This window comes from Gillisia sp. Hel_I_29 (assembly GCF_000744275.1).
In the GTDB taxonomy this organism is placed as follows: domain Bacteria; phylum Bacteroidota; class Bacteroidia; order Flavobacteriales; family Flavobacteriaceae; genus Gillisia.
This window is the reverse complement of record NZ_JQLP01000005.1, coordinates 904,132-929,967: the sequence shown is the minus strand read 5'-3', so window position 1 is coordinate 929,967 and position 25,836 is coordinate 904,132. Positions and strand designations below refer to the sequence as shown.

General features: G+C 33.2%; 22 protein-coding genes and 1 tRNA gene. 11 read left to right on the top strand and 12 right to left on the bottom strand.

What is annotated here, in order from left to right:
• Positions 1-24: 24 nt before the first annotated feature.
• The 11 genes from P163_RS09265 to P163_RS18295 all read left to right on the top strand — a co-directional run bounded on the left by P163_RS09265 (position 25) and on the right by P163_RS18295 (position 13,475).
• Entirely contained in the window at positions 25-2,391 is a 2,367-nt protein-coding gene (locus P163_RS09265; RefSeq protein ID WP_034889981.1) for an alpha/beta hydrolase family protein, read from the top strand.
• A 195-nt stretch (positions 2,392-2,586) separates the two neighbouring features.
• Entirely contained in the window at positions 2,587-4,068 is a 1,482-nt protein-coding gene (locus P163_RS09260; RefSeq protein ID WP_034889978.1) for a Na+/H+ antiporter NhaC family protein, read from the top strand.
• Between the two features lie 485 nt (positions 4,069-4,553).
• A complete protein-coding gene (locus P163_RS09255; protein ID WP_034889975.1) occupies positions 4,554-4,979 on the top strand; it encodes a DoxX family membrane protein in 426 nt (141 codons plus the stop codon).
• Positions 4,980-4,982: 3 nt separating this feature from the next.
• Positions 4,983-5,462: a MarR family winged helix-turn-helix transcriptional regulator gene (locus P163_RS09250; RefSeq protein WP_034889971.1), complete on the top strand. Its 480-nt coding sequence runs from the start codon at positions 4,983-4,985 to the stop codon at positions 5,460-5,462.
• 11 nt (positions 5,463-5,473) lie between these two features.
• Entirely contained in the window at positions 5,474-6,466 is a 993-nt protein-coding gene (locus P163_RS09245) for an NADP-dependent oxidoreductase (RefSeq protein ID WP_034889969.1), read from the top strand.
• 157 nt (positions 6,467-6,623) lie between these two features.
• Positions 6,624-7,670 carry an L-dopachrome tautomerase-related protein gene (locus tag P163_RS09240; protein ID WP_034889966.1) on the top strand — a complete coding sequence of 349 codons (1,047 nt, stop codon included), beginning with the start codon at positions 6,624-6,626 and terminating at the stop codon, positions 7,668-7,670.
• Positions 7,671-7,748: 78 nt separating this feature from the next.
• Positions 7,749-8,750, top strand: a complete 1,002-nt coding sequence (locus P163_RS09235) for an alpha/beta fold hydrolase (RefSeq protein WP_034889963.1) — start codon at positions 7,749-7,751, stop codon at positions 8,748-8,750.
• Between the two features lie 198 nt (positions 8,751-8,948).
• Positions 8,949-10,337, top strand: coding sequence for a TolC family protein (locus P163_RS09230; RefSeq protein ID WP_034889959.1), 1,389 nt, complete (start codon positions 8,949-8,951; stop codon positions 10,335-10,337).
• A 7-nt stretch (positions 10,338-10,344) separates the two neighbouring features.
• Positions 10,345-11,307 carry an HlyD family secretion protein gene (locus tag P163_RS09225; protein WP_034889956.1) on the top strand — a complete coding sequence of 321 codons (963 nt, stop codon included), beginning with the start codon at positions 10,345-10,347 and terminating at the stop codon, positions 11,305-11,307.
• A gap of 5 nt (positions 11,308-11,312) precedes the next feature.
• On the top strand, positions 11,313-12,497 hold the full coding sequence (locus tag P163_RS18300) for an ABC transporter permease (RefSeq protein ID WP_034889953.1): 1,185 nt from the start codon (positions 11,313-11,315) through the stop codon (positions 12,495-12,497).
• A 3-nt stretch (positions 12,498-12,500) separates the two neighbouring features.
• On the top strand, positions 12,501-13,475 hold the full coding sequence (locus tag P163_RS18295) for an alpha/beta hydrolase (protein WP_034889950.1): 975 nt from the start codon (positions 12,501-12,503) through the stop codon (positions 13,473-13,475).
• A gap of 66 nt (positions 13,476-13,541) precedes the next feature.
• On the opposite strand, the gene P163_RS09210 is transcribed toward P163_RS18295, so the two are convergent.
• The 12 genes from P163_RS09210 to tpiA all read right to left on the bottom strand — a co-directional run bounded on the left by P163_RS09210 (position 13,542) and on the right by tpiA (position 25,709).
• The gene (locus tag P163_RS09210; protein WP_034889947.1) at positions 13,542-13,826 is read right to left on the bottom strand and encodes an STAS domain-containing protein; all 285 of its coding nucleotides are present in this window, start codon (positions 13,824-13,826) and stop codon (positions 13,542-13,544) included.
• Positions 13,827-14,016: 190 nt separating this feature from the next.
• Positions 14,017-14,739: a LytR/AlgR family response regulator transcription factor gene (locus P163_RS09205; RefSeq protein WP_034889945.1), complete on the bottom strand. Its 723-nt coding sequence runs from the start codon at positions 14,737-14,739 to the stop codon at positions 14,017-14,019.
• Between the two features lie 148 nt (positions 14,740-14,887).
• A complete protein-coding gene (locus P163_RS09200) occupies positions 14,888-16,306 on the bottom strand; it encodes a glycosyltransferase family 2 protein (RefSeq protein ID WP_034889942.1) in 1,419 nt (472 codons plus the stop codon).
• 45 nt (positions 16,307-16,351) lie between these two features.
• Entirely contained in the window at positions 16,352-17,383 is a 1,032-nt protein-coding gene (locus tag P163_RS09195) for a HEAT repeat domain-containing protein (RefSeq protein WP_034889939.1), read from the bottom strand.
• Between the two features lie 9 nt (positions 17,384-17,392).
• The gene (locus tag P163_RS09190) at positions 17,393-17,755 is read right to left on the bottom strand and encodes a response regulator transcription factor (protein WP_034889936.1); all 363 of its coding nucleotides are present in this window, start codon (positions 17,753-17,755) and stop codon (positions 17,393-17,395) included.
• Positions 17,756-18,475: an Hpt domain-containing protein gene (locus P163_RS09185; protein ID WP_034889933.1), complete on the bottom strand. Its 720-nt coding sequence runs from the start codon at positions 18,473-18,475 to the stop codon at positions 17,756-17,758. It abuts the gene before it with no gap.
• Between the two features lie 167 nt (positions 18,476-18,642).
• Entirely contained in the window at positions 18,643-22,245 is a 3,603-nt protein-coding gene (locus P163_RS09180) for a PAS domain S-box protein (RefSeq protein WP_034889930.1), read from the bottom strand.
• A gap of 366 nt (positions 22,246-22,611) precedes the next feature.
• Positions 22,612-22,685, bottom strand: a tRNA-Arg gene (locus tag P163_RS09175).
• A gap of 129 nt (positions 22,686-22,814) precedes the next feature.
• Positions 22,815-23,651 carry a M57 family metalloprotease gene (locus tag P163_RS09170; RefSeq protein ID WP_034889927.1) on the bottom strand — a complete coding sequence of 279 codons (837 nt, stop codon included), beginning with the start codon at positions 23,649-23,651 and terminating at the stop codon, positions 22,815-22,817.
• A 135-nt stretch (positions 23,652-23,786) separates the two neighbouring features.
• On the bottom strand, positions 23,787-24,065 hold the full coding sequence (locus tag P163_RS09165; RefSeq protein WP_034889924.1) for an ATP-dependent Clp protease adaptor ClpS: 279 nt from the start codon (positions 24,063-24,065) through the stop codon (positions 23,787-23,789).
• A gap of 54 nt (positions 24,066-24,119) precedes the next feature.
• Entirely contained in the window at positions 24,120-24,950 is an 831-nt protein-coding gene (gene prmA / locus P163_RS09160; protein ID WP_034889921.1) for a 50S ribosomal protein L11 methyltransferase, read from the bottom strand.
• 3 nt (positions 24,951-24,953) lie between these two features.
• Entirely contained in the window at positions 24,954-25,709 is a 756-nt protein-coding gene (gene tpiA, locus P163_RS09155; RefSeq protein WP_034889918.1) for a triose-phosphate isomerase, read from the bottom strand.
• Between the last annotated feature and the right edge of the window lie 127 nt (positions 25,710-25,836).

Sequence of the window (25,836 nt, the reverse complement as noted above, 5' to 3'; positions counted from 1 at the left end):
CATTATCTAAACCGGGTATTTACCATGCATTCACACTTCAAAATATTAAGTTTTACCATTTTACTTTTCTTTAGCTTTCAAATAATAACAGCTCAACAATCTAGTCTTAGTGTAGAGAAAATAATGAAGGATCCTAAATGGATGGGGACGATTCCTTCTAATGTAAAGTGGGCTGAAAATGGAGGCACTCTCTATTTCAACTATAATCTGCAGGAAGACCCTTCAGATTCTTTGTATAAAATACAGCTTAATGCTCCGGAGAAGATTGTTAAAGTTGGCCAGAAAGAGATAAAAACACTCACCTTCAATGGAATTTATAATAAAGATAGAAGCGCAAAACTGTACACGAAAGATGGAAAGTTAATGCTTTTCAGTTCTAAAGACAATTCTTCCAGAACACTTTTAGATCTAGGGGAGAATGTTAGGAATGCTGAATTTTTAAAAGATGAAAATTTGGTTAGCTTCAACATGAAAAACAACTTATATCTTTTTCATTTAAAAACAGGTTTCTTAGAAAAGATCACCAATATAAAGCCTGGAAATGAACCTGAGAAAAACGAGAAACTATCTACTAAAGATGAATGGTTGAAAAATGAAAATCTAGGACTTCTAGAAGTTGTCAATCAGCGCAAAATTAAAAGAGAAGAATCTGAAGCATATTATAATAGTATTCAAAAAGATCCAACAAGCTTTTATACAGGAGATAAAGAAGTTTCTAACCTACACCTTTCTCCAGATGGCAAATTTGCTACTTTTAATCTTACTACTCCGGTAAAAAATAAATATACAGATGTTCCGAACTATGTAGATGCTTCCGGATATACTGTTAATCTACCTGCAAGATCCAAAGTTGGAGATGAGATTGAAGAAGAAGAACTATTTATCTATTCTGTAGAGAATGACAGTGTTTACATTGTGAAAACTGATGGATTGCCTGGTATTACAGATCTTCCAGATTACACTAAAGATTATCCTGAAAAGAATTGGGAAAAAGAAGTGCGTGAAGTTATTCCGGCTGCTACTTATTTTTCTGAAGATGGAAAACGAGCTATAGTAAATATTAGGTCTCAAGATAATAAAGATAGGTGGATTGCAAGTTTAGATCTAGCCACAGGAGTTTTAAAAAGCTTAGACAGACAAAGAGATGAGGCATGGATTAATGGTCCCGGGATAGGATATGCAACAGGTTATGAGACTATGGGATGGCTTCCAGATAATAAGAATATTTATTTTCAATCTGAAGAATCTGGGTATTCTCATTTATATGTTCTTAATGTAGATACCGGAAATAAAAAACAACTTACAAAAGGTAGTTTTGAAGTTTTTGATCCATTTATATCAAAAGATGGCAAAAGCTGGTTCTTAACCACCTCTGAAGTGGGACCTGAAGAAAGACATTTTTATAAAATGCCTCTTATGGGAGGGAAAATGGAAAAGCTTACTAGCATGTCTGGGAATAACGATGTGTATCTCTCCCCAGATGAAAAGCGTATGGCAATTTTATATTCATATAGTAATAAGCCATGGGAACTATTTCTTAAGAAAACCCAGCAAAAAGATAATGCCACTCAACTCACCTCAGGATTATCAGAAGAATTTAAAGCGTACCCGTGGAGAGATCCAGAAATTGTAAACTTTAAAGCTGAAGACGGAGCCATGGTTCCTGCAAGAATCTATAAACCTAGTGCAACTGCTAAAAATGGAGCCGCCGTGATTTTTGTTCATGGAGCAGGATATCTTCAGAATGCGCATAAATGGTGGTCTAGCTATTTTAGAGAATATATGTTCCATAATTTACTTACAGACCTTGGTTATACTGTATTAGACATAGATTATAGAGGAAGTGCAGGTTATGGAAGAGATTGGAGAACCGCGATCTATAGACATATGGGAGGTAAAGACCTATCAGACCAAGTAGACGGTGCAACTTATTTAGTTAAAGAATTAGGGATAGATAAAGATAAAGTTGGCATATATGGAGGTAGCTATGGTGGTTTTATAACTTTAATGGCAATGTTCAATGAACCAGAAACTTTTACCTCTGGCGCTGCATTAAGATCTGTAACAGATTGGGCTCACTACAACCATGGGTATACTTCTAACATTCTTAATAATCCGGTAGATGACCCTATAGCTTATAAACGCTCATCTCCCATTTATTTTGCTGAAGGGCTTGAGGGTAATTTATTAATAGAACATGGAATGTTAGATGTAAATGTACATTTTCAGGATGTAGTTAGATTATCACAAAGATTAATTGAATTAGGTAAGAATAATTGGGAACTTGCTGTTTATCCTCTGGAGGATCACGGATTTGTAGAGCCTAGTAGCTGGACAGATGAATATAAAAGAATTCTAAAACTATTTAACGAGACCTTACTTAAAGACTAATTTATCTAATTAAATTCGCTCAAGAAGGTTTTAGCAGTTCTTCTTGAGCGTATTTTTTAAAATACTGAGGTTGTAAGTTTAAATAAAAGGCCAATTAATTCAGGCGCCTCTTAGTTCCAAAATATTATAGTTGGAATTGTTTTTATATATTTATTGCTTCTTTCAAAAATCTAATTACCACTGTTTACTACGCCTATGGAAAATTACGGTTTGCTTTCCATCCTACCTCCAGTAATAGCTATAATTCTTGCTTTAAAAACCAAACAGGTTTATATAGCCTTACTATTTGGGATCTGGTTCTCGTGGATCATCATGAATGATTGGAATTTTCTAACCGGTACTGTTGCTGCAATAGAGGGTTTGGTAAACGTATTTAAATCTGAAGGCAATACCAGAACTATTATGTTTAGTGCACTGGTTGGTGCGCTTTTACTTTTTATACAATATTCTAGAGGTGTTGAAGGTTTTATCAATAAATTGAATGTATTAATTGGTTATTTTGAGAAAAAGCAAACCGGTTATAGCAAGGTCATTATTCAGTTACTTGCACTATTAACAGGTATTTTACTATTCGTAGAAACAAGTATTAGCTCATTAACGGTTGGAACTTTATACAGACCTGTATTTGATAAGCTAAAGATATCAAGAGAAAAGTTAGCTTATATTGCAGATTCCAGTTCTGCCCCTACCTCTATTTTAATTCCGTTTAACGCATGGGGAGCATTCATTATGGGCTTATTACTAACCCAAGGCTTGGAAAATCCATTCTCCCTGATGCTTTCTTCAATTGCTTATAACTTTTACCCTATTCTAGCCATTTTAATAGTTTTTCTTGTAATCGTATTTAGAAAAGATATTGGCCCTATGGCTAAAGCTGAAAAGAGAGTTCAGGAAACCGGAGAACTCTTTAATGAAAATTCAAAGCCTATGCTTTCAGACACAATTACTTCTTATAAACCAAAAGAAGGCATTAAGGCTAAAGCTTACAATATGATCATTCCATTGGCTACAATGGTATTTATGATGCCTATAAATTTAGCAGCTACAGGATGGGCAGCAGTAGAAGAATATACTTCTTTTGGAGATCATCTTTATCAGGCTATTGGTCAAGGTTCTGGGTCTTCCTCTGTGTTGTATGCAGTTTGCACTGCCATTTTGGTTGCTATGATCTTATATAGATCTCAAGGGATCATGAAAACTAAAGAAATGATAGATCTGGTAATTAAAGGGATTAGTGAATTGATGCCGTTGGCGCTCCTTATGCTTTTAGCTTTTGCCATTGGAGACGCATGTAATCAATTAGGAACCGGCCAGTTTATAGCTAACTCTTCAAAAGAATGGTTATCTCCAGAATTCTTACCTGTAGTGGTATTTATTATAAGTTCTTTTATTGCATTCTCTACAGGTACTTCCTGGGGAACGTTTGCAATTATGTTAGCTGTTTCTATTCCTATGGCAAATGCACACCAAGCAGAATTACCACTTATTATTGCAGCAACTTTGGGAGGTGGAGTCTTTGGAGATCATTGTTCTCCAATATCAGATACTTCTATTATTTCTTCCATGGCTTCTGCAAGTGATCATATAGATCATGTAAGAACGCAGTTGCCTTATGCAATACTTGGAGGAATTATAACTTCTATCATGTATCTGATTTTGGGTTTTGCAATGGCGTAAAATTATAGGAGCATCAACCATAGAGACTAAGACGGTGTTTTCAGAATAGATGCAATCTTCCCTATATTTCTATCTAGATTTCAAATTTTACTAACTGAGTATTTTAGCAATCAGAAATAAAAGTAGTAAGACTGTTTATCGTCACCATAATTGTAGGATTATATTCCTTATTGATTCGTTTGAATGTTGATCAACAAAGATTAACACAACTTTAATGCGCGGTAAAGTCAACTATCTTTAACTTTAAAAAGCTCATAGATTTTAGAATACATCCCACAATAAATAGCTAATTATCAATTATATAGTACAATGATATTAAGGGATGATAATAATTCTATGATGGTGTGATTAATATTATTGGGATAAAGAATCGCTTTGATATGTTTAATATATCATTCCCTTTTTCACGCTTTATAAGGTTGTTAGATAATAGCCTTATATTTGTATCGTGCACGATATAAATATTAATAGACTTAAAATTCAATATGGAAAATGTAATTCAAACTAGCTTAACACAAAAGATCTTTAGAATAGTACTTGCGGTATTTATGATCTACGCAGGATTTAGTCATCTAACATTTAACAGAGTAGATTTTCAAGCTCAGGTACCAGATTGGCTTCCTATGAGTAAAGATCTAGTAGTAATTCTTTCTGGAATAGTAGAAATGGCTTTGGGATTAGCACTTTTATTTTGGAAAAATCAGCGTGTGAATATTGGTTGGACCTTAGCGATCTTCTTTATTCTGGTATTTCCAGGGAACGTAGCTCAATATCTAGATGGGAAAGATGCTTTTGGAGCCTTAAATTCTGATAGAGCCAGACTTATTAGATTATTTTTTCAGCCTGTATTAATTGCATGGGCATTGTGGTCTTCTGGTGCATGGACCGCTTGGAGAAATGCAAAGAAGTAATGCATGAAAGTAGAAGATCAACTTAAGTTAGAGAACCAGATTTGTTTCCCGATATATTCAGTATCCAGACTTATAACAAAAGCTTATAAGCCATATTTAGAGAAAATGAGCCTTACTTATCCACAATATTTGGTAATGCTGGTTCTTTGGGAGCATGAGAAACTAACCGTTAATCAGATAGGAAGTAACTTACAATTAAATACAAATACGCTATCGCCATTAATTAAGAGAATGGAACAAATGGATTTACTAAAGCGTACAAGATCTGTAAAAGATGAACGGAGCATAGTTGTAGAACTAACTAAAAAAGGATTAAATTATAAAAATGATGCTATTCCAATTCCACAAACTCTTTTAAGATCTTTAATTTCAGAAGAAGTAGAACTTAAAGATATTATTTCTTTAAAAGAGACATTAGATAAACTAATTAATCTACTCAATAAAGACTTACAAAATGAGGTAATTGCATCTCAATCAACTTAAAATAAATAATTATGAAAGCTTTACAAATAACTAAATATGGAGAAATTAAAGATAGTCTTTCCATACAAGAGGTAGACAAACCATCTTTTAATGATAATGACATTCTGGTAGCGGTAAAAGCGGCTTCTCTAAATCCAATAGATTATAAACTTGCGGAAGGTAAATTAAAAGATATGTTATCCTTAAAACTTCCTGCCACCATTGGTTACGATGTAAGTGGGGTTGTAGTAGAAAAAGGTTCCAAGGTTAAGAACTTTGAAATTGGAGATGAAATTTATTCTAGAGTCCCACAAGAGCAAATGGGAACGGTTGCAGAATTTGTTGCCATTAATATTGATATGGTTGCATTAAAACCAGAAAACATTTCTTTTGAACAGGCAAGTGCACTGCCGCTAACAGGATTAACTGCGATGCAGGCTTTAGAGAAAGTAAATATTAAAGAGGGAGATAGAATTCTTATACATGCCGGTTCTGGGGGTGTTGGAAGTTTTGCTATACAGTTTGCTAAATACAAAGGCGCAATTGTTTATACCACCACAAGCACTAAAAATGTAGATTGGGTAAAGGCACTAGGAGCAGATCGAGTAATAGATTATAAAACCGAAGATTATAAAGAGGTTGCGAATAACTTAGATATAGTTTTTGATACGCTGGGAGACGATTATACTTTTGATGCTTTCGAGATTATTAAAGAAGGCGGAAGGGTTACTACCATTGTAGGTCCACCAGATGAGGAAACTGCAAAACAAATGGGAATGCAAGATTATTCCTTACCTGAGAAGTTAGCAAAACTAAAGAAAGAAAAATCTGCAGAGTACAAGCTAACATGGATGCAGCCCAACGCCAAGCAGTTGGAAGATGTAAAAATCTTAGTAGAAGATGACACTATAAAACCTATTGTAGATCTTATATATTCTTTTGAAGATGCTATAGATGCTTATGAATATCTAGCTACAGGAAAGGCGAAAGGAAAAGTAATTATAAGCATGGCAGATTTGTTCTAATTTATGCTTTTTAAACTTATAGATTAGACTGAAAAATCTAATAGGCTGTAAGTTATCACTAACCCTCTCCGACTTTATTGGAGACACCTACTATTTATAACAAGCATTGCTTTAAAACTTTTAGAGCAATGCTTGTTTAATTATATACTATTTAAAGATGAAGAAGATAATTTTATTAATTGGATTAATATCTCTGGCAGGATGCAAGTCTCTTAGTATTCCCGCTCCTACAGATAAGGAAATTGAAAATGTTGCGAGTTTTAGCGGGCAACAGGTTACTGGATTAAGTATTAGCGATAGAGGCAGAATGTTTGCCAATTTTCCTAGATGGAGAAAAGGAGTTGAGAATTCTGTAGTAGAAGTTCTAGAAAATGGTTCTTCCAACGCTTATCCTAACAAAAGCTGGAACACATGGGAAGTTGGGTCTCCGGCAAAAGACTCTGTATTTATTGGAGTACAATCTGTACTCGCTTTTGAAAATGATTTATATGTATTAGATACTCGAAATTCCTTATTTCAAGGAGTAATAGACAATCCAAGAATTTTTGTTTTTGACTTGGAGAATAATAATTTAAAACGCACGTACATTTTAGAGGATGCTAGTTTTCATTCAGATTCTTACATTAATGATCTTAGAATAGACAAGAAAAAACAGAAAGTATATTTAACAGATTCGGGACATGCGGGAATTATAGTTTTAGATCTAAAAACAGGAGCTTCGAATAGAGTATTAAATGACCATTATTCTACCCTTACCGAAACAGATCATCTTACCATAGACGGAAAAAAATGGAAGAATGTAATTCATTCCGATGGTATTGCTTTAGACACGGAAAATGATATTCTTTACTACCATGCGCTTACCGGATATAGCCTATATGCCATTTCTACTGATGTTTTAGTAAATGGAACTTCAAAAGAGATTGAAAAAGGTGTGAAATTAATTGCTAAAACATCTGCACCAGATGGAATGATATTAGACAAAAAAGGAAATCTCTATTTAGCAGATCTGGAAAATCATAGTATCATGAAATTCAATATTTCATCTAATCTTATAACTGATCTTGCTAAAGGAGAAAAGATAAGATGGGCAGATACCTTTAGCATTTATCAAGATGAGCTTTATTTTACCAATTCCAGAATTAATGAGATCAACGGTGAGATTACTAATATAGATTTTACCATAAATAAGATAAAAATATAAAGATTATTAGAGTTCCATTCGCAACTATTGCTAATGGAACTCTAATCGATTTTTACTAAGCTATAAAATTTTTAAGCAATGAAGAAAAATCTAATACTACTTCTAATTTTAGTTAGCAGTTTTCAATTGTTATCGGCTCAAGATAAAGAGCTACAATGGTTAAATATAAAGTTATCTAATTATGAATATCCTTATTCTGTGTCTACAATTCAACTAAGCATTCAAGACCAGATTTTGGAGATGGCTTATATGGATATAAAACCAGAGAACTATAATGGGAATAATATAGTGCTTATGCACGGCAAGAATTTTAATGGTGCTTATTGGAAGACTACAATTGATGCGCTACAAAAGGAAGGTTATAGAATTATAGTTCCAGACCAGATAGGTTTTGGAAAATCTTCTAAACCTCAACATTTTCAATATACCTTCCAGCAACTGGCTCAAAATACCAAAACATTATTAGATTCTATTGGCGTGACCAAAACCGCTATTTTGGGACATTCTATGGGCGGAATGCTGGCAACTCGTTTTGCTTTGATGTATCCAGAAAACACAACTAAACTGATCCTGGAAAATCCGATAGGATTAGAAGATTGGAAATTAAAAGTACTATATAAACCTGTAGAATGGTGGTACCAGAACGAATTGAAGAACAATTATAAAAACATAAAAAAATATCAACTTGAAAGTTACTACGATAATAAGTGGAAACCAGAATATGAGCAATGGGTTAATTTACTTGCGGGATGGACACTAAACTCAGATTATAAGACCATCGCCTGGAACGCTGCATTAACTTATGATATGATCTTTACACAACCAGTGATCTATGAATTTGAAGAGATCTCCTCTCCTACTTTATTAATTATTGGTACCAGAGATAGAACCGCATTAGGTAAAGCTCTGGTAGAGGATACCATTAGAGATCAAATGGGACTTTATAATGAATTGGGCAAAAAAGCGCAACGAAAGATTCCAAATTCTAAACTTATAGAAATTGAAAATGTAGGACACCTACCTCATATAGAGCAATTTGATAGTTTTATAACACCTTTGCTCTCTTTCTTAGATGAATAAATTGAGTAGAAAGACATTTATGAAGAAGCTGCATATCTCTAAAGAATGCAGCTTTTTTAGTTTAAAAACCTCATTATGTACCATTTTAACCTTAAAAATTAATACTTAAAAAAGTAAATAATAACTATTTATATTCTTAATTAAACTAAGTAATTACTATGTTTATTATATTTAAAGGAGAATTCTTAAAATAGTAAGATGCAATTAAAGCTCAATAAAATTGTATTAATTTATATAATTATTACCACGCTTAACGCCACAGTTTCTAATGCCCAAGAATTAGATCCAGCCCTTAAATACCTAATTCAAAAAGCTGTTGATAAAAGTCATTCATTAAATATCAATCAATTTGAAGCAGAACAAGCCAAAGTAGATGCTTTGCTTGCAAAATCTGCACTACTTCCAAAGCTTACCTTCAACGGAAGTTTTACAAGACTTGATGACGACATAACTTTTGACTCAGACACACAGAATCTTCTAATTTCTACTCAAAAATTATTAGTAAAAGAAGCTATTGGCATTCCATTTAATGCACCTTTTCCTGAAAATATTCCGTTAACAGATATTCCAAATTTACAGGATAAGAATATCTTAAAATCTTCTGTAGATCTAAACTGGACTCTTTTTAGCGGTTTAGAAGTTACCAACGCGGTACGAGCTAGTGAACATAAAAAAACTTCCATAATTTATAAAGGCTTAGCAGATAAGGATAAAATTGCCTTAAAAATTATAGAATATTATGACAAGCTTGCGTTGGTGTATGCTTCCAAAAAAGTTATTTCTACCTCTAAAGAATATTTAGATGATCAGGAATATTATATTAAAAAGGCCATAGAAAATGGGTTAGCAACCCCTATAAGCAGAAAAAAGATAGAGCTCGCTCAGCAGCAATTAAATGGCAAGGAATTAGAGTATGATCATAACAGAGTTCTAATTATCGAATCTTTACATCAGCTTACTGGAGAATCTAAAGAAAGGTTAATGCAACTAGCACCTCAATTAGATTCGCTTGAAAATTCTTCAAGTACCTCAACTGAAAAAAGAAATGAGGTTAAAGCCTTAGAAGAAGCAGAGCTGGCGACATTATTTAAATCTAAGATGGAGAAAAGTAGTTATATTCCTAAACTTGGTTTAAAAGGACATTATGAATTTATTGAGGATGACTTATCCTTACTAGATCCAAAATGGTTTTTAGGCGTTGGTGTTTCGTGGAATGTATTCGACGGTTTTCAAGCAGTATTGAAAAGCAAAAAGTCTATGATTGAAAGTCAGAAATATCGTGAGCAAATTGAAGAGGCAGAAGAGATGATAGATCTATCCATAATTAAAGCGAAACTAACCTTAGAGTCTTCAATTCAAAATACAAAGATTGTTGAGAAAGAAATAGATCTGGCAAATGCTACCTATACCATGGTAAATAAGCAGTATAAGAACAATCTCGCCACTATTACAGAAGTTCTAGATGCACTTACAGATCTAGAGAAAGCTAATTTTAAATTGCAAGAATCTTATTTCGATCAGCGCAGAGCAGTTACAGAATTGCTTCATGCAAAAGGTATAATTACTTCTTTCTACAATCAAAATTAATATTGAAATGAAAATATTCAAAACATTGGTCATTGCTATACTAACCATCTATATGCTCCAGTCTTGTAATGATAAGGAGGCTTTGAGTCCATACATAGGCAAAGTTAAATTTGAAACTATTTCTGTTAGTGGAAAAATAGCTGGCAGGCTTAGTAAAATTTATGTTGAAGAAGGACAAATTGTTAAAAAGGGAGACACTCTTGCCATTATAGATATTCCAGAAGTTAATGCTAAAGTAATGCAGGCTAATGGCGCAATAACAGCCGCTCAAGGTCAATTAGATATGGCAAACAATGGTGCTACAAAAGATCAAATCAATCAAATTGATGGGCAACTAAATTCTGGACGAGCGCAATTGGAATTTGCTAAAGAATCTTATAATAGAATGCTAAATATGTACAAGGATTCCTTAATAAGCAAACAGCAGTTTGATGAGGTAGAAATGAAGCTGGAAATGGCACAAGCACAGGTAGAAGCTCTAAATGCAAAACGAAAAGAAGCTACAAGCGGCGCTAGATCTGAGCAGATAGATCAGGCACAAGGGCAATTACAAAGAGCTCTTGGCGCAAAGGAAGAAGTTCTATCTGCGTCTAAAGAAAAATATATGATTGCACCAACAAATATGTCTATTGAAACTATTAGCCTGAAGGAGGGAGAATTACTTTCTCCAGGTTTCGTCCTTTTTAACGGTTATGCTAGGAGCAGCCTATACTTCAGATTCACAGTACCAGAATCTAACATCTATAATTTTGAGGTAGGAAAAGAATTAGTTCTTGTTAATCCATATACAGAGCAAGAGATCAAAGCAAAAGTAAAATCTATTAAGCAATTAGCCCAGTACGCAGATATTACAAGTACTGCTCCTCTATATGATCTCTCAGAATCTATCTATGAACTAAAAGTAGTACCAACTTCAATAAATAAAGAACAATCCTTCTTTGCTAATGCCACAGTTATAATTAAACAATAAAGTCTATGAAAGATTTTATAAGATTAATACGGGTAGAATTCCAAAGGATTTTTTCAAACAATGTTTTACTTGCCATTTTTTTTGGCGCACCAATTCTTTACGGAGTTTTATTTGGGTATGTATATGGGCAGGCAAAAGTTATAGACTTGCCTATACTTATTATAGACCAAGATCACAGTCCTACTACAGATAAAATTATTGATGCTTTTAATGATAATGAAACGCTATTAGTAAAAGATCTAAGGTTTACTCCTGGTAATATTATGGCAGAAATGCCGGAAGAGCAATATGCCGCAGTAGTTACATTTCCTGCAAATTTTGAAGCCGCTATTCTTCAGAAAAGACATCCTGAAGTTCGAGTAGATCTTAATATGGCAAATATCTTAAATGCTAATACTACTAGTAAAAATATACAATCTGTATTAATGACGATAAATGCAGGAATTGAAATAGAAGGTCTTAAAAAACAGGGGATGCACCCTAATGAAGCTATGAATGCCTACGAAAGCTTTAAGATCAATTTCAATAAGTTATATAATTCTTCAGGGAATTACTTATACTTTATGCTACCAGGGCTTATTGCTGCTATAATGCAACAAATCATCTTTTTGGCGATGGCGTTGGTTTTTGCTAGAGATTTTGAAGATGGATATTTTGCAAAATTAGTAAAAGAAAGCAAGTGGTCTCTATTCCATATAACTTTAAAATCTACACCATTTTTATTAATGATTCCTCTAATGTGGATCATAGTTAGCCTATTAATACCATTTTTTAATATAGAGATTTCTATTTTTACGTTACCAATGCTAGTCTTAGCTTCTCTTTTAACATTAGCATCTATGAATATTGGGATGCTTTTTTCTATTGCAATTCCCAGCCAGTTGAAAGCTACAGAGCTTTTAATGGTTATTTCTACTCCAGCATTCGTACTAAGTGGTTTCACATGGCCCACACTAGCAATTCCTACTGCAATTACCAATGTAGCCCAGTTTATACCATTAACTCAATTTCTTAGCGGATTCAGAAAAATAGCATTTTATGAAGGCGGGTTAACTTCTATTCATTCAGAAATAACAATGCTACTAATAATTATAGTGGTAACCTTCTTTGCAATGCTTATATTACTTCAATTTAAGATATCATCATATCTTAAAAAAGACAAACAAGCCATCTCACAATCACCCGAATAAACTATGTCCATAGCACATTTTATTAATTCTAATTATTCAAAAGATGTTCTGGGTGAAGATTTTGAACAATGCACCTTAGATCTTAAAGATGATTATGAGGGGAAAGTTCTAGCAACCCTAGTGCGCAGAAAATCTAAAATTCCAACATTTAAAGCGGTCTTGTATGTTCATGGCTTTAATGATTACTTTTTTCAAAAAGAGCTGGCGAAACGCTTCAATGCTAAGGGTTATAACTTCTATGCATTAGACCTTAGAAAATATGGACGTTCCCTGCTTAAGCATCAAAAAATGAACAATGTGCGCAGTCTTCTGGAATATGATGAAGAGATTGAAAGATCTTTAGATATCATTAGATCTGAAGAAAATAAACAGGTTATACTAATGGGGCATTCTACCGGAGGATTAATACTTACCTATTACGCAGGGCGAAATCTTCACAGTGAAAAATTTCAAGGAGTTATTTGCAACAGTCCGTTTTACAGTTTTAATCTAAATAGTATAGAAAGAAAGTTAGGCATTCCTATGCTCTCATTTATAGGAAAACATAAACCAGATCTACTAATTTCTAGCGGGTTTACCAAACTTTATGGGTATAGCTTACATCAAAAAAAATTTGGAGAATGGGAGTATTCCCTTACTTGGAAACCACATAAAATTCCAAAGGTAAATCTGGGCTTTATAAATGCTATTCACAAAGCTCAGAAACAGGTTCACCATCATACTACAATAGATGTTCCTATGCTTATTTTACATAGCAGTAGATCGATATACACAAGGGAATGGGTAAATGATATGCAAAAAGGAGATGCCGTTCTTAATATTAACGATATCCATAAATATGGAAAAGCACTTGAGGGAGATATAACGTTATGCACTATTAAAGACGGAATGCATGATCTTATACTATCCCCCTTACCTGTAAGAGAGGAAGCATATAAGCAGATCTTTCTTTGGATAGAACTACAATATGGCAAGTAGCTGCAAACTTCATTTAAGTGTTCAGCATCTAAATACTAAAAAAATATTCTTGATAAGGCAGCAGACTTAGAGCGCCAATTTGGGCGGATTAATACCGTTAATGCTACCAGTAATAATTGGAGTGCTGTTAATTAGATAGGTAACCTTCTTATTTGCCAGTACAGCATTCTTCTTGAAAATAAATAACATAAAGTATCCAGAAACATCGATGGATTTAAGATCGTTCAAATCAATTACCAGATCTGCGGTTTCTGTTAATGCTTCTTGCAAACAGATCTCAATTTCAGATACGTTACCTGAAGTTAATTTACCCGATAAATTAATCGTGCCATCTACTTCTTTTCTAGTCATAAGCAAGAGTAATTAAAATGTAATTACAAAAGAATCTGTAAGGCGGGTTGTAGGGACTCACCGAAAGAATGTGAACATTCCCCTACAGATTCTAAACAAAAATATGCATAGGAAAATAGCTTCCGGAATAAATTATTTAAATGGTAGCTTTTAAAAGATAAGTGGTAAGGTTTTTAAAATAAGAGTGTAATTATAAGAGGTTGATCCTTTTAATAAGCTGTGTCTTATATCTTCTACTAATAGGAATTAGCTTGTTATTTATCAAAACACTGTTATCTTGTATATCTATGATCTCTTTATAATTGATGATAAAAGACCTATGAACTCGAATAAAAGAAGAGGCTGGTAATTTGGCTTCTATTTTCTTCAAGGAAGAATATGTAAGGTGCATTTGATTAACGGTCTTGATATTTATAAAATTTCCACTAGCCTCGATATATTCTATCTCTGAAACCTTAATTTTTATAAGACGCTTATCTGTGTTGATGAAGATCTCCTTTTCTGATTCAGATAGCTCCACCGTTGTGGATCTGCTATTAAGAATACTCAAATTATTATTTTGCAAAACCGCTTTATCTATCGCTTTATTAAATCGATCTTTCTGAAAAGGTTTGAGTAAATAATCAGTAATATTAGAATATTCAAATGCGTTAAGCGCATAATCTTTAGCAGAGGAGATTAGAATTATTTGTGCATTAGATCTTATTGCGCGTAATAAATCGAATCCTGAGAAATTGGGCATAAGGATATCTAAGAAAATTAGATCTATAGTATTCTCGTCGTTATTGATGAACTTCAGCCCCTCTATGGGATTATCAAATACTTCAATAAGATCTAAAGCCGTTGTTTGAGAAATCAATTTGGCTAAGATCTTTTTGGGTAGCTCCTCATCATCAATAATTACACAATTCATTTACCTGAAGATTATTTAATTTAAGTAGGGAAAATGTAATATAAATTGGCATTATTTTGCCATTCTAAGAAACAGAAATTCGTTCTAAGATTATAATAATTAATCTACAAAATTTTATCCGTTTTCCATAGGCTGGAGGCGAACAAGTTTAAGACTTTTTGCTTCCCAGCCCCGTTCTTGCCATGGCACCCCAAGTTTTCTTTCCATGAATAAGATCCCAATTACCTTTTACAGAAGCCCACATTACAAATGGATGATATATTAATGGCTCTAATAAAATTGTTCCCAGCAGCTTTATAATGTACTTAGGCCTTTTATATTGCTGAAAAGAAAATTCTTCAAAGAATAGTGCCGTAATGGAGAACAAGATGGCAAAGGTATATACTACTCCAAAAAATATTAAATAGACCCAATAATTGGGAGTTGTAAAAATTGTGATCAATATTAAATAAACAAGTCCTAAAAACTCAATTATAGGCGCTAACCATTCAAAAAAGAACCAGTAAGGTGTGCTAAGCAACCCCAAAACACCGTATTTAGGATTGAAAAGCATTTTTTTATGCAACATTAATGTTTCTGCAGTACCTCGGGTCCACCTGTTACGTTGCCTATGTAATACACCCCATTTTTGAGGAACTTCTGTCCAGCAAAGCGGATTTGGTACAAATCCAACCGTGTATGGAACTTTATCCTCTCTCATCTTCTTTCTCATTCTTACCAGCAACTCCATATCTTCTCCTACGGTTTCATGGTTGTAACCTCCAACCGCAATAACCGTTTCCTTATCGAACATCCCAAACGCCCCGGAAATAAGCAATAAGCCATCTAACCTAGACCATGCCATTCTTCCCATTAAGAAAGCTCTAAAATATTCTATGATCTGAGCTCTGGCTAAGAAAGTATCTGGCAGCTTTACTTCTAAAATTCGGCCATCTTCAATAGTGCAAGAATTTGCAACTCTAATAATACCACCGGAAGCAATAACTTTTTTTGAATTATTAAGAAATGGTTTTACTAATTTAAGCAATGCATCAGACTCTAAGATACAATCTACATCTATACAACAGATTATATCATTGTCGCACACATTAATACCTGTATTTAGCGCATCTGCCTTTCCGCCATTAACCTTATCTATAATAGTAAGATTCTTGAAAGATTCGTTTTTAGATTTATAGATACCTCTTACCTCTTTAGACGGTATAAAAGGATGATATAAGAATTCTTCCAGTTCTAATTTAAAAGTGTCTATTAATCTTTGTAGCGTTTCATCTTTACTCCCATCATTAATAATAACAATTTCATAAGAAGGATAGTTAAGAGTAAGTAACGAACGAACATTTTCTACCACGTTCGCTTCTTCATTATATGCAGGAGCTAAAATAGAAATAGTAGGAAGACTAGAAGATTGAAGAAGTGCAAATTCTGCCTGAAAATTGTTCTTTCTTTTATAATCTCTTATTTCCAAAAAAGAGAAGATAGCTGCAAAACAATATCCCGAACAAATTATAATTCCATATAATAAGAATAGCCAGCTTGCAATTTCTGTAATTTGATGTATGTTCAAACTAAAATCATTTGAAGAATTTTGGAAATCTGTTACAAGATGAAATTAAACTGTGGAAAATGCAAATTCTTTTTTATTCCAGCGTTTTTTGATCTTAAATAAGGTTTGTCTAGTTCCCCAGTCTTCTACCGGGATCATAGATTCCAACTCCAGAACATCTTCTATAGCTCCAATTTTCATCACAGTTTTCAGAATAAAACTTTTTAAGACTGGTACTTCATTTTGAAATGTTTCTTTTAAATAAATAAGCAACTCTGGATAGCCTAAATTTCCTAAGCTATGGATAGTTTCCTTTTTTATATCTAAATCTTTACTTTCTAAAAATGGTAGCAGGTTTGGAATATTCTCATATTGATTATATTCTCCAATCATTTTAATAGAGAAGATCTTTACACTCGCCAGATCACTATTTAACCATTTAGAAAAATCTGGAATCTCTCCTGTATAATTACTTTTTAAACATTCTTCAATATAAATTTGCTCCCAAAGCGTCAAAGGCTTTTTAATTTTTGATAGGAACAAAAGCGGACTCTTATTAGAGAGCTGGATGAAATAAAGGATTGCTTGCTGTCTGAGTTCATCTTTTTCAGCATCCAAATATTGTTCAATATTCTTACTAAAATCATTAAGATTAAGCTCTGCAGCTACATAGATAGCTCTTGCTATCTTATACCATTTTCCACTGTTAAGATCGTTTTCAACAATTTTACGAAGATCCCACAGATAGAATAATTCTTTTATTTTCTGATTGGTTTCACCCTTAAAATTTTCTTCAAAAATAAGCAGAACTTTAACTGCGATCTTTTCGGAAAGTTTGGTTTGTATATATTGCTCCTTAAATTGTTTTACCTCTTCTATGGAAGGTATATTGGTATCAAATAAATAAAGCATGATATAATTGGAAAATAACTCCTTTTGCTTTCCAATTTCTCTATTCTTAATAATTTTTGAAATACGCAGATAAATAATAGCGAAGACAAAGCCCAATGTTATACTCAGGAAAAAAGCTGCAAAAACTATATTTAATTGCAGGATCCAATTCCCATTATTGGTAATATGTCTAAAGAAATCATCCATAAACTCATATTAAATTTTCTTGAGCGATCTTTTTACACGTAGGGTTAACTCATTGGGGTTAAAAGGCTTGGTAATAAAATCGTCTACGCCAAAGTTAAAAGCTTCCATAATAGTTTTTTCTTGCTTAGAAGTAGAAAGAACGATAATTGAAGTTTCGGGAGAACTCTCCTTTATATGTTTTATAAGCTGGTTGCCAGTAACAAAAGGAAGCATTAGATCTGTTAAAACTAGATCAAAAGATTGTTCCCCTAAAATATTCATGGCTTCTCTTCCATCTATGGCTGTAACCACATGATAACCATCTTTGCTGAGTTTAAACTCTAAAGATTTAACGATCATTGGATTATCTTCTATGATAAGAATACGTTGCATCTATATATTTTTAGTTGAAAAATCTGCATCTATTTGTTCTACAATTTCCTCAAATATTAATTTGAGTCTGGCCACTAGTTCTGGGATTGCTGTCTCAGCCTTGTAATAGGTAAGTTCATTGCAGATACTTGTTCCTTCTTCATTTTCTAACATCTCAAAAGAAGGTTTAATATTATGAGCTATTCCACCAACTTCTTTCTTATCTCCCTCTTTAGAGGCAGCATCTAGCTCCCTTATTTTCTCTTTTACGGAAGACTTAAAAACATCTAAGGTTTCCATGATAAAATCTGTGTCTCCATCTGATATATCCATTAAATAGTTCAAAGAATAAAGTGAAATTTCCTCAGCCTTAATTGCTACCGATGTAGCATCAAATAGCGCGACTAGTGATCTTTCTGTAAAGGGTTTCAGAATTAAATTCTGATAATATCTTTCTTGAGAAGAAGTAGCAGTGACAAAAACAGGCGTTTCTGAATTAAGCTCTAACATAAGATAATCTATAGTTTGAGATGCACTCATAGGTTGAGCATCTTCTTCTATAATAATTACATCTGCATTATTTTCTTGCACCCATTGTACTGCATCAAAACTATTCTTACAAACCTCAACACATACGTTGTTATGATGTTTATTCATTACATCGATAAAATGCATACTTTCAACCTCAGACCTTTCAATAAGAAGTACTTGAAAACAATCATTTTGGGGTAAATTATTCATACTGGGGTATTTGGGACAAAATTGTACTATCTAAACTAGTCTCCAAAAGTATAACTTTAAATAGAATCAGACTAGTATTAGCGAAACTATAATATACATAGTATTTGGCAAGGGTGCAAATAAGAATTTTAGAAAATATTCTTTCTCTATTTAATAGAAAATATGAATTAATCTGTTTTAAGATGCTTAACCATCATTAGCCTCATATCTTCCATTACCACTGGCTTTGTAAGATAATCGTCCATTCCAGATTCCAGACAAAGTTCTTCTTCATTCTTAACGGTTCGAGCAGTAAGAGCAACAATTGGGGTGTAGGAATTTTCCTTCTCTACTTTTCTAATTTCTCTTGTAGCTTCAATTCCTCCCATAACCGGCATTTGAATATCCATAAAAATGAGGTCCAGATTAAATTGCTGAAAGATAGTAACGGCATCCTCTCCATTTTCTGCCTCCAGCAAATTTGCATTTGGTAAAACTTTTTTAATAATAGTCTTTGCAAGAAATTTGTTTACAGGATTGTCCTCCACTATTAGAATATTGTAAACTTTTGAACTATCCATGGTAAATTTCAGATCTCTAGGAGCAGCTTGTGGCGCTACTCCCGGTTCTTCAATTTCATCTATCATTTTATACAAGGTATGTATCTGTATAGGTTTTGGAATATTAAATCTAACATCCAATCTCTTACAACCTTTTAAAATTTCATCATCTTCAGTAGAACTGTGTAAAAGAATAACAGGAAGATCATTAGATGTTAATTTAAGGTTATTCCTTATTTGATCTATCACACTAATACCATTCATATATGGCATATTGAAATCTACAATAGCCAGATCAAAATTTTGTTCTCCTTTCTTAAGTATGTTTAAGGCTTCTACTCCGTTAGCACATTCTTGAGAATCTATATTATTAGCGGCCAGCATGTCTTTTAAGATAATTCTGTTATTAGTATTGTCATCTATTACCAGCACATTTTTTACATTTTTGCTAGGTCTAGAGATATAATTAATTTCCTTATCTGTGCGAAGTCTTACTTTAAAATAGAACTCACTCCCTTCATTAAGTACACTTCTTAGCTCTAATTTACTATCCATTAGATTTAAGAGCTTATTACTAATAGACAAGCCCAAGCCACTACCTCCATACTTTCTAGTTGTAGAAGCATCTTCCTGATCAAAAGCATGGAATATCTTTTTTAGATTTTGAGGCGCAATTCCAATTCCTGTATCTCTAATTGAAAAAGTTAAGATTCTATCATTTTCACTACCCTCTACAGTTTCTGAAGAAATGCTTAATTCTATTTCACCTTTTTGAGTGAACTTAACTGAATTACCCAAAAGGTTGGTAAGAATTTGCCTCAACCTTACAGCATCTGCATAAACATACCTTCTTAAAGATGGGGAAATATTCATCAAGACTTCTAAGCCTTTTTTGTGGGCTTGATGCTTAATAATATCTACGGTTTGATCGCAAAGCTCGATAAGATCTGTTCTCTCTACACTTAGTTCTAATTTACCTGCTTCAATTTTAGAAAAATCTAAAACATCGTTTATAATGTCCATTAAAGAATTTGCCGAATTATATACGGTATGCATATATTTTTGCTGAGAGTTCTCTAGCTCTGTTCTCATAAGAAGATCTGTAAATCCTATAATTCCATTTAATGGAGTTCTAATTTCATGGCTCATATTCGCCAGAAATTCAGATTTAGATTTACTGGCTGCTTCTGCCTTGATCTTTGCATTTATTAAAGAGACCTCCATCTCTTTAAGCTGAGAAATGTCTGTTGCTACCCCTAAAAATCCGGTTATTTTACCTCTATGATTGGTAATAGGAGTTACTATAAGCTGCACTGTAAACCTACTTCCGTCTTTACGTATATAGGTCCACTCTCGAGCATCGTAATCACCTCTTTGTGCCGGATACGAGAATATCTCAAATCCTGAAATGTTCTTATTATATTTATCGCTAAGTGTTAGGGCTCTACTTTCAATTTCTTCTTCATCATGAAAACCGGTGGCGTTAAAAGTATATTTTATCTCTTCTTCTTTATAACCTAAAAGGTTTTCTGCTCCTTTATTAAACTTTTCCACTTTACCCTTCAGATCTGTTTGAATAATAGCTATCTGAGAAGTTGCATCCATCAAACACTGAAGCTCATTTAAGCTTTTTTGCAATGCCCTTTCAGAAACGATACGTTTTGTAATATCGCTAATTTGTCCAATTAAATATAGTGGCTGCCCATTCTCCCCAAGTATAGTGGAAACATTTAGCAATCCAAATATGGTTCTGCCGCTCTTATGAATAAATCTTTTTTCTACACTGTAGGTTTCAATTTCTCTATTTAAAAGGGAACCAAGCAATGCCGTATCCTTTTTAAAATCATCTTCATGAGTAAGCTCTTTAAAAGATTTCTCTTTGAATTCCTCTTTGGAAAACCCAAACATACTTGCCAGATTTTGGTTAACCATCTGCCAATTGCCCTCCAGACTTACTACTCCCATTCCATTTGGAGAATACTCAAAGGCTGCTTTAAATCTTTTTGAGTTCTCACTTGCTTTAACCTCTAGCTCTTTGGTATCGTTAATATCTTCTATTTGTGTAATAATAAGATCTCCATTATCTTCTAAAGATCTAATTATAGATGAGTTTGTTCTACACCATATTAGAGAACCATCCTTTTTGTAGAATTTAGATTCTAATTGATAGCTATCTACTTCTCCAGATACCAACATTTTTCGCTGTTTAACAGCAGCTTGCAGAAAATCTTTATGAATAAGATCTTTAAAAGTTAAAGACATTGCTGTCTCCATATCTTCTTGCTCAAAACCAAAGATCTTTAAGGTAGCAGGATTTACCTCTAACAATTTTCCAGAACTATGCACCAATACATTACCTATTGCAGAGTTATTGAAAATCATTTCATATTGCTCTTTGGTTCTTTCAAATTCTAACTGAATTCTTTTTTCTCGATCAATGTTTTGAAAGGCTCCATAGACTCTCACACATTTCCCATTTTTAAATTCAGGTTTTCCTAAAGACCTAACCCAGATCTCCCTGTTCTTAGCTGTAATAAGCTTTAACTTGGTATCAAAAGGAACTCCTTTAGTAATGGCATTATCAAATAATTTCGTGATCTTATCTCTACTCCTACCCGGCTTATAAAAATTGAGCCCTGAACTGATATCTGGTTCATAATCTGCATCAACTTCATGTATCGCTTTTGTTATTCTGGTCCAAGACAATTTATTATTAATGAGATCTACTTCCCAACCACCAACTTCTGCTATCTTATTGGTTTCATGATAAATAGATAATTTATTCTTAGCCTTATCTAGTGTATCCAGTAAGAAATCAACATTGTTCTCATCGGTATCAATTCTTGAAAATTTGAAGATATATAACCATTCCCCATTAGTATCTACAACTTTTTGTACATGAGCCTGAAGTTCTATCTCACCTCTATAATCTTTCTGAAAATTAAAAGATAATTTTACATCAGAAATCTCATCTGAAGAATCTTGCACAATTTTCTGTATTCTTTCTAATTCTGATGAAAATAATAAAGAATTAAGATCTGCAATAAGCGCAGCTACAGAGGTAAATCCAGAATTCTTTAGAAAAGCATCATTAGCCCAAAAGTTTCTTGGAAAATCTTTATTTACGACCCAAATACCGTAAAGGGTGTCTTTTGTAATCCATTCTAGAATAGAAATATCACGTGACAAAAGATCGTAGAAGTTCTCTTTTAGGCTATTATCTGAGGACATAAGTAAGTAGGTTAATGGGAGTAATTTAATGAAAGAGACTATAAATTTCTATAATAACTTAAAATACTTTTAATTGAATTGAAAGCACCTAAATATAGCACTGGGAAAATGCAATCCTAACAATCTGTTTTACAATATCTTGCAACAATTACATAAAAGCAAGGTGAGATTATGAAATAAATAATTTAACTCTAATCTTCAATTAATTACACCTTAAAACTTTTACAGGTTTAATAAGGTCACTATTCCCAAATTTGCGGTATTCAAAATAAAAACATCAATCAACTAATTTGACATCAGCTTAAAGTCAATTTTAAGCATAAAAAAAATCCTAACTATCTATAAAAGAAAATTAGGATCTTATTGTGACCTCGCCAGGATTCAAACCTGGAACCTCTTGAGCCGTAATCAAGTGCGCTATTCAGTTGCGCCACGAGGCCTTTTTGCGGGTGCAAATATATGTTTTATTTTAAATTCAAGAAAGATTAATTTGATTTATTTTATAAAAAGAAAAAATGGAAATAAATATATCCATTTTTTTAAAGTATTAAATACCCCCGTATTAATTATTAGTAAAGGTATTCAAAGGCAGTAATATCATTTGCTCCAAATTCTCCATCTTCATTTGCGCTAAAACAAGCTAACATTACAGAAGTAGCATCATATCCGCTAGGTGTTCCTGGAATTAATACAGCTCCATCTGCTCCTGCAGATTCTCCAGATTGCCCACAACTTTGGCGGCTAAACCAATCTGTATGACGCATTCCTAAGGTATGTCCAATTTCATGTGTCATCACATGCTCATTAGTATCTACACTATAGCTCTCCATACCACTATAGATCTGCACGTATTTGTAAGGATTTCCTCCACTAGGGAATCCTGCTACTCCACCTGCTTGACCGTTGTTTGTTTGGTAAACTACAATATCATAAGGAGAATAGTTAGTTCCAAAGGTTAAGGTAAAAGTAAGACCAATGTTTAATGCATTGTAATTGTTAATAGCATATTGTAATGCTGTGCGTTGCTTAGTAGTTAAGGCTTGAGAACCACCAGTATATCCAATTACTCTTATCGTTCTATTATTACTAACAAGGTTATTGGTTCTATACTGCTTATTAGTGATCTCTGCAGTGCTCATGCTATTTAATTGAGATGAATTTAAAGCAATATCTCCTTCCACAATATAGGTTTTCTCATAACTACCATCTGGTAGCATGATCTTTCCAACAGTAGCATCTACAGGATTAAAGTGTAATGCTTTTATCTTATCAATGGTTTCCGGGGTTAATTCTGAAGTTGCATTTAAAGAATCATCTAAGGTGGTATCTGAAATATCATCTTTCTGACAAGAAGTGAAAAATAATCCAGATGCCAATAATAGTAATGGTAATTTTTTAATTTTCATAAGTAGGAATTTAAGTTAGGGTTAGATAGGGGGTATTTAAAACCTTACTTTGGTTCCTATAAACATAAAACAAAATATCCAATAAAGTAAGAAAAAACTTACATTATTGGATATTTAACACTTAAATTAATGAGATTACCCCATTATTTCAGCACTTAAACCCGCATCTAATAATTTAGAGCATCTAGGTTTAAGATCTTTATAATCTCCTGTCTTTACAGTACATTTCCCTTTATAATGTACTAAAATTGCGCATTGCTCTGCTTGCTCTGCGGTGTGCTCACAAGTAGTGATCAACGTTTCTATAACATGATCAAAGGTGTTATGATCATCATTAAATAGAACGATCTCGTAATTCTGTTGCTTTTTTGTACTGGTCTTTACTCTTTCCAATACTTCTTCTTTCGTGCTCATCTTCAGTTTTTAATATATTGAAATTCAGTTACAAAGATACTAATTAATAAAAAATTAAACCTTAGTAAAACTTACTGCAGCCCAATTTTCTCTATCCAGTGTTGCCTCTATATTTAAATTATTAGCATTGCACTCTTTCTCTATCATTGGAATATCCTCCACATAAAATCCGCTTAAATATAATTTTCCGCCAGATTTTAAACATTTTGAATAGATACTTATATCTTCTAATAATATATTTCTATTGATATTAGCTATAATTCTATCATAAGATCTCCCTTCTAAAAGCGCTGCCGTACCTTCATAAACCGATATGTTATTGGCATTATTGCGCTCCACATTTTCCATCGTATTTAGATAACACCAATTATCTATATCTATTGCATCTATAGGATTAGCACCTTTCATCCCTGCAAGTATTGCCAAAACTCCTGTTCCACAGCCCATATCTAATACAGACAGATCTCTCCAATCATCTTTTAAGATATGCTGAAGCATCATATGCGTAGTTGCATGATGGCCGGTTCCAAAAGACATTTTAGGCTCTATAACTATATCAAATTCAGTTTCTGGCTTTACATGAAATGGAGCTCGAACAGAACATTTATTATCCACTATAATTGGGTTAAAGTTCTTCTCCCACTCACTGTTCCAATTCACTTGCTCGATCTCTGAAGTAGTATAACTTATTTCAAATTCGTCGGAATTTAGAACGTATATATCTTTTAATGATCCTTCTTGAAATTCGTTAACCTGAATATAGGCAGTAATCCCTTCTTCATTTTCTACAAAGCTCTCAAAACCAACATTTCCTAATTCTGCAATCAGGATCTCTGAAGCAGGTTGAAGCGGTTCTATTTTGAACTGAAATTCTAAGTAATTCATATTTTATTCAAAAGAATTTACAATAGCTAAAAAGTCCACTGCATTTAAGCTGGCACCACCAATAAGTCCTCCATCAACATCTTCTTTACCAAAGATATCTTTAGCATTATCTGGCTTTACACTTCCTCCATACAAAATGGAAACATCTTGCGCGATGGTCTCACCAAATTTTTCTGTAAGCATTTTTCGAACATACGCATGAATTTCCTGAGCTTGTTCTGGAGATGCTGTTTCTCCTGTTCCTATTGCCCAAACCGGTTCATAGGCTAAGATCACATTTTTACAAGCATCTTTAGATATATGAAAAAGACCATTTTCTAATTGATTTTTTACTACCTCAAAATGTTGGTCTGCTTTTCTATCTTTTAATTCTTCACCAAAACAAAAAATCACCGTCATTTCATTTTCTAAAGCAGCATCTACCTTCTTTGCCAACAATTCATCGGTTTCATTAAAATAAGCACGACGCTCACTATGACCTAAAATTACTGTCTTTACCCCTACACTTTTCAACATTTTTGCAGAAATTTCACCTGTGTAAGCTCCTTTCTCTGCAAAATGCATGTTCTGCGCGGCTACCTCTATAGCGGTTCCTTTTAGCGATTCAAAAGCACTAAATAAACTTATATAAGATGGTGCTACATAAACATCTGCTTTAGGCTCTTTTACCAATTGCATTTTTAAGTGCGATAATAATTCCTGAGTTTCGGCAAGATCATTATTCATTTTCCAGTTTCCGGCAACAATATTCTTTCTCATTCTAAGTATTTAAATGTTAATTAAACTTCCTTCAACCTATGCAATGGAAGTTTGAGATGATAATTATTTAATTGGATGCTATCTAAAAAGCAGTTCATTTTCAAGAATTACAAATATATTGATAAGT